Raw genomic sequence first — 1095 nt, 5'->3', positions numbered from 1 at the left:
GCCGTGGCCGAGGCGGTGGCGTCGGGATCGGCGGCGGCGGCGGTCGAGGCGGCGCTGGCCGTACTGCCGGAAGACACCGCCATCGGACACAACGCGCGCCTGGCGCTGGCCGTCACACGCAAGGCGGGTGACCCGTTCGCGGCCGTGCCCGCGCTCGACGCCGCGCTCCTCGACCACGTCTACAGCTACGGCGTGGGCGCCGCGCAGACCGTCCCGGTGGCGCTGGCGCTGGCCGAGGCGGCGGGCGGCGAACTCGCCCGCGCCGTGCCCGCGGCGGCCTGCCTGGCCGCGCTGGCCGACTCGGCGCCCGCGCTGACCGGGGCGCTGGCGGGGGCCTGCGGCGGGTATGAGGCGATCCCGGAGGGGTGGATCGCGTCGGCCCGCACGCTGGCCGGTTGTTGCCTGCCTGACCTGGCGGGCCGGGATCTGATCGAACTAGCGAGTAATTTCACGGAGGGAATCGCATGACGCCGCTTGAAGACAGGGCCACTGGGTGCGTGGCGGGGGCGGCGGTCGGTGACGCGCTGGGCGGCGCCACCGAGGGCTGGACCCCCGAGCAGATCGTCGAGAGGTACGGGGGCCGCGTCGAGGGCGTCGTGCCGCCGTTCAACGAGGACTGGCGCAACGCCCGCCCCATCGCCCCATACCACAAGGGCGACGGGCACATCACCGACGACACGTTGATGACGCACGCCCTGATCCGCGTGTACGAGAAGGCCGGCGGGCACCTGGACGCGTACGCGATGGCCGACCACCTGGTGCCGGAGCTCATGGGCGAGCGGCGGTGGATCCCCGAGCTGGAGGCGGAGGCGCTGCCGCTGCAGCGGATCTTCCTGGCCGAGAAGTGGATCGTGGCCAGGCTGCACTACGGGCACGTGGACCCGCGCGAAGCCGGTGTCGGAAACATCGTGAACTGCGGCGCGGCCATGTACGTCGCCCCCGTCGGCATCGTGAACGCCGCCGACCCCGACGCCGCCTACGCCGAGGCCGTCGACCTGACCGGGGCGCACCAGTCCAGCTACGGCCGTGAGGCCGCCGGGGCCGCGACGAAGGCCTTGACCAGGCCATCCGCCGCCTCTCCGACTCCGCGAAATC

2 protein-coding genes are annotated in these 1095 nt (G+C 73.8%); both read left to right on the top strand.

All coding sequences use genetic code 11. From position 1 onward, the window contains the following. The coding region (locus tag AB0J09_RS65570; protein WP_360714697.1) for an ADP-ribosylglycohydrolase family protein at positions 1-468 on the top strand (468 nt) is incomplete at its 5' end. After that, positions 465-1095: ADP-ribosylglycohydrolase family protein (locus AB0J09_RS65565; protein WP_360714695.1), on the top strand; the 631-nt coding region annotated here is incomplete at its 3' end. The genes AB0J09_RS65570 and AB0J09_RS65565, both read left to right, overlap by 4 nt.

Source organism: Nonomuraea sp. NPDC049784, from assembly GCF_040659615.1.
Lineage (GTDB): Bacteria > Actinomycetota > Actinomycetes > Streptosporangiales > Streptosporangiaceae > Nonomuraea.
This window is presented reverse-complemented; position numbering and strand designations above follow the sequence as displayed.